Origin of the sequence: Phytoactinopolyspora endophytica (assembly GCF_004138495.1) — a bacterium.
GTDB classification, from domain to species: Bacteria; Actinomycetota; Actinomycetes; order Jiangellales; family Jiangellaceae; genus Phytoactinopolyspora; species Phytoactinopolyspora endophytica.
Window position 1 is genome coordinate 680 of record NZ_ML142882.1, and the last position, 4,607, is coordinate 5,286.

General features: G+C 66.9%; 4 protein-coding genes. 2 read left to right on the forward strand and 2 right to left on the reverse strand.

Annotated elements, in window-relative coordinates; all coding sequences use genetic code 11:
* Positions 1-258 (reverse strand): 3-methyl-2-oxobutanoate hydroxymethyltransferase (locus ELR45_RS41920; RefSeq protein ID WP_240760330.1); only part of this gene is annotated, 258 nt, incomplete at its 3' end.
* Positions 259-583: 325 nt separating this feature from the next.
* Between ELR45_RS41920 and ELR45_RS33470 the strand changes: the two genes are divergently transcribed.
* Entirely contained in the window at positions 584-1,690 is a 1,107-nt protein-coding gene (locus ELR45_RS33470; RefSeq protein ID WP_129670152.1) for an aquaporin, read from the forward strand.
* A 130-nt stretch (positions 1,691-1,820) separates the two neighbouring features.
* On the opposite strand, the gene ELR45_RS33475 is transcribed toward ELR45_RS33470, so the two are convergent.
* Positions 1,821-3,647, reverse strand: a complete 1,827-nt coding sequence (locus ELR45_RS33475; RefSeq protein WP_129670153.1) for an NAD+ synthase — start codon at positions 3,645-3,647, stop codon at positions 1,821-1,823.
* 162 nt (positions 3,648-3,809) lie between these two features.
* Between ELR45_RS33475 and ELR45_RS41925 the strand changes: the two genes are divergently transcribed.
* A partial coding sequence (locus ELR45_RS41925) for a glutamine synthetase family protein (RefSeq protein ID WP_420814002.1) occupies positions 3,810-4,607 on the forward strand: 798 nt, incomplete at its 3' end.

Sequence of the window (4,607 nt, forward strand, 5' to 3'; positions counted from 1 at the left end):
CACGACGGCGCGTGCGAGCGGGATCATCTCCTCCGTCGTGACCGGGACGGTGTCGGGATGGGCGTAGACGTTGTTGCCGGCCGAGTCGCCGACCAGCAGAACGGGTACGCCCGCCTCGTCGAAGATCTCCGCCGTGTACATGTCGTACGACGTGAGCATCGGCCAGCGTTCGCCGTTCTCCTTGGCGACGCGTAAGTCGCGGATAGTGATACGCCGGCTTCGCTCGCCGCCGTACAGCGGTGCCGTCTCAACGGCCATGGCAAGACTCCTAACGTCGTCTCGAGGCCCGCTCCTCGGGTCCCCTGACACTGTGAATTCTTCCACGCGAGCAGAGATCTATGCCTGTGTGCGACGGAACACGCCGCATGTTGGTTCGGCCGCGGGCGCCGCCGGCGGTGCGTGTAACACGGCGGGCGCGTCGTGTGAATGCGTTCGTGCGTTCGCCGTCCGGTCGACACGTTGGGCTGTCCGGAAAGGGGTATTCGAATGCGGGCACAGGTTCGCATAGCCTTGCCGAAGTATCAGTCCTCTACGGCCGTGGGTCACCGCGGTCACCTGGTAAGTCAAGCTGGAGTGGAACTCAATGCCGCACGTCTGGGTCCGAAATGCGGTAGCGGAGGGGTTCGGCGCGTTCGTGCTGACCTTCGTCGCGATCATGACCGCGAATGCCGACAGCGACATCACGGCATACGCCTTGTCACAGGGATTGACGATCGTTGTGCTGGTCGCCGCTCTCGGGCACGTGTCCGGTGGCCATTTCAATCCAGCGGTGACGCTGGCGATGTTCCTGAGCAGGCGTATCGACATCGTCGGCGCGTCGATCTATTGGGCCGCTCAGATCATCGGCGGCGTCCTCGCCGCGTTGGCCGTCTTGGCCGTGCTGAGCCGGGACACCGTCTCCGCGGCCACGCCTGACCCGGTGACCGGCGGTGACCTCAACATGGCCGGAGCCGTCGTCCTGGAGGCACTCGCAGTCCTTCTGGTGGTCGTCGCGGTCATCGGCACCATCGTCGACCAGCGTGCGCCCCTGTCCGCGTATCCGATCGCGATCGGCTTCGCCTACGCCGCCGGTATCTATGCGATCGGCGGGCTGACCGGTGGCGCACTGAACCCGGCGCGCGCCTTCGGGCCCGCCGTGGTGGGCGCTGAATGGGGCGGCGTCGTGTCGTGGCTGGTGGGCCCGCTGATCGGAGCGGTGCTGGCCTGGGTCGTCTATGAGTTCGTGATCGGTGTCGGCGCCGTCGCTCCTGGTGACGCCGAGGCCAGTGATATGCGGCCTCATGACGCTGGGACGGGCGACGACGCGGGCAAAGATGAGCCGGAGGAAGAAGACCCCGGCGACGAGGCCGTGGACGTTGTTGTCGAGGCCGATCTGAAACCCGAGCGCGAGGCCCTCGACGAGGGCGAGGTCCCCGCTCAGGACGAGTCTTTGGACGAGGGTGAGGTCCCTGACGAGGACGAGGTCCCCGCTCAGGACGAGGTCTCTGCGCAGGACGAGGTCCCTGCCGAGGGTGAGCGTTCGGACGAGGACGACGCCGACGATGTCGAGAAAATAGACCAGGAGGACGAGGGCAGCGACCATGAAGGCGCTCAGCCCGGTGCCGCGGTCGTGGAGCCGGGGGCGGACCATGACGAGAAGCCCACGCGGCCGACTGCACCGCCCCCACCGCCTCCTCCGCCCGCCAGGTGAGCGAGGACGAACCCGCCAACCGAGCTGTGCACGAGGCGGTCGCGGACCGTACGACTTCGTGGTCGTCTGGTTAGCCGGAATGTCGGTTCGTATGGTGTGAGCCTCGGAATGTACGACAGTCCGGTCGAGGTCAGCCCGGGGGAGGCGGCGGCGGTTGCGCGTCGGCGGGCAGTTCGTCCTTCGTCGGCGCGTGCTCGCGCCAGGCGGTCGTGATCGGCAAGCGCCGGTCGCGGCCGAAGTTGCGCTGGGTGATCTTCGGTCCCGGCGGGTACTGCCGGCGCTTGTACTCGGCGGCGTCGACCATCCGGAGCACCTTGGTGACCAGGTCGGGAGCGAAACCGGCTTCCAACAGCTCGCTGCTGCCGCGGTCCTGCTCGACGTAGTGGTCCAGGATGTCGTCGAGCAACGAGTAGTCCGGTAGTGAATCCGTATCCAGCTGGCCAGGACGGAGCTCGGCGCTCGGCGGTTTGTCGATCGAGTTCTCCGGGATCGGCGGCTGCTCGCCACGCTCGGCGGCGACTGAGTTCCGCCAGCGGGACAGCTCCCACACCAGGGTCTTGGGCACGTCCTTGAGCGGCGCATACCCGCCTACCGCATCGCCGTACATGGTCGAGTAGCCGACCGCGAGCTCGCTCTTGTTCCCCGTGGCCAGGACCAGATGTCCCTCCTGGTTGGATAGGCCCATCAGCGCCATTCCGCGGATACGGGCCTGCAGGTTCTCCTCGGAAAGACCGGTGAGCGACAGGTTGTCCAGGTAGGACTGCACCATCGGCGCGATCGGCACGACGCGGAAGTGCAACCCGGTCCGCTCGGCCAGGTCCTGGGCGTCGGATTTGGAGTGCTCGGACGAGTAGACGCTGGGCATGGAGACGCCGTGCACGTTTTCGGCTCCGATGGCGTCGACGGCGACCGCGGCGGTGAGGGCGGAGTCGATGCCGCCCGAGAGCGCGATCACCACCGACGTGAAGCCGTTCTTGCGAACATAGTCCCGCAGCCCGGTGACGACGGCGGCGTAGATCTCTGCGTGGTCGGACAGCGTGGGAGCGAAGGCCCCTGGCTCCGGCGTGTACTCGGGCAGTGGCATGTCGGAGAGCGTGCTCCGGCGCACCCGGATTCCGGCGATGTCCTCGTCGACGACCCCCCACGGCCCTGGCGCGGGTGCTGTCGGGGTCGGCAGGCTGAGATCGACGACCAGACAGCCCTCCTCGAACTGTGGCGCCCGCGCCAGCAGGTCACCGTCGGCGTCGACCACCAGCGAGTCGCCGTCGAACACCAGCTCGTCCTGTCCGCCGACCATGTTGACGTAGGCAAGGGCGGCTTTGGCGTCCGACGCGCGCCGTCGAGCGAGGTCGAGGCGGGTGTCGTCCTTGTTGCGCTCATAGGGGGAGCCGTTGATGACCAGCAGGAGTCCGGCGTCGGCCTCGCGAGCTACGGCCACCGGTCCGCCGTCCTGCCACAGGTCCTCACAGATCGCGAGGGCGATGTCGACGCCGTGCAGCCGGACGACGCCGAGGTGGTCGCCTTGGACGAAATAGCGGAACTCGTCGAACACACCGTAGTTGGGCAGATGGTGCTTGGCCTGCCGCCCGAGGACGTGTCCGCCGTACAGCACCGCCACCGCGTTCTGCGGCGACCCTTTGGGCCGGCCGAGCCGGGGGATGTCGGCCGTCGCGTCGTCCCGGCCGAGATAACCGACGACGACGGCGATGGAACCGAGCCCTTCGTCGTTCAACCGGACCGCGAGCTTCACCAGCGCGCCGCGAGAGGCGTCGACGAACGACCGTCGCAAGGCGAGATCCTCGATGGGATACCCGGTCAGCACCATCTCGGGAAACGCCACCAGATGCGCGTGCTGACCGGCCGCGTGCTTGGTCATCCGGACGATGAGGTCGGCGTTGGCTTCGAGAGCACCGACCGTCGGGTTCACCTGAGCGAGAGCGAGTCTGATCTGCGGCACACCAACGAGCCTAGCTTGCCGTGCGAGCACTCGTCGCCATCGGCGTTCGAGCGCTCGCCTGGCCGGTCAGAAGGCGTGCGAACACCGCGTGCACAAGATTGCAACACGCTTGAGGGAGACTGGCTATGCGCCTGACACATGCGTGCGGCAGACTGGGGTGTCGTGGAGAAGCAGCAGGAATTCGTCCTTCGGACGCTGGAAGAGCGCGACATTCGGTTCGTGCGGTTGTGGTTCACCGACGTGCTCGGTTACCTCAAGTCGGTGGCGGTAGCCCCGGCGGAGCTGGAGAACGCCTTCGAAGAGGGCATCGGGTTCGATGGTTCGGCCATCGAGGGGTTCGCCCGGGTCTATGAGGCCGACATGTTGGCCAAACCTGACCCGTCCACCTTCCAGGTGCTGCCATGGCGCGGCGGGACGGCTCGTATGTTCTGTGACATCACGATGCCGGACGGATCGCCGTCGTACGCCGACCCGCGTTACGTGCTGAAGCGGACGCTGCGCCGCGCGGCGGATCTGGGGCTGACCTTCTACGCTCACCCCGAGGTCGAGTTCTTCGTCTTCAACGAGCCGCCGGAGCCGGGCAAGGAACCGGTCCCGGTCGACGCCAGCGGATTCTTCGACCACACCTCGCACGGGGTGGCGCAGGACTTCCGGCGGGACGCCATCACCATGCTCGAGGAGATGAGCATCTCGGTGGAGTTCAGCCACCACGAGAACGCGCCGGGGCAGCAGGAGATCGACCTCCGGTATGCGGACGCGCTCGCCACCTCGGACAACCTGATGACCTTCCGGGCGGTGGTCAAAGAAGTGGCACTGTCCCAGGAGCTGTACGCGTCGTTCATGCCCAAACCGTTCACCGACCATCCCGGATCGGGCATGCACACCCACGTGTCGCTCTTCGAGGGCGACCGCAACGTCTTCTTCGAGGCCGGCGCCGAGTACCAGCTGTCGAAGACCGGC

What these genes read in the sequence shown, in the direction of transcription:
- ELR45_RS33470 (WP_129670152.1), top strand. Translation starts at nt 584, where the DNA reads ATGCCGCACGTCTGGGTCCGAAATGCGGTAGCGGAGGGGTTCGGCGCG.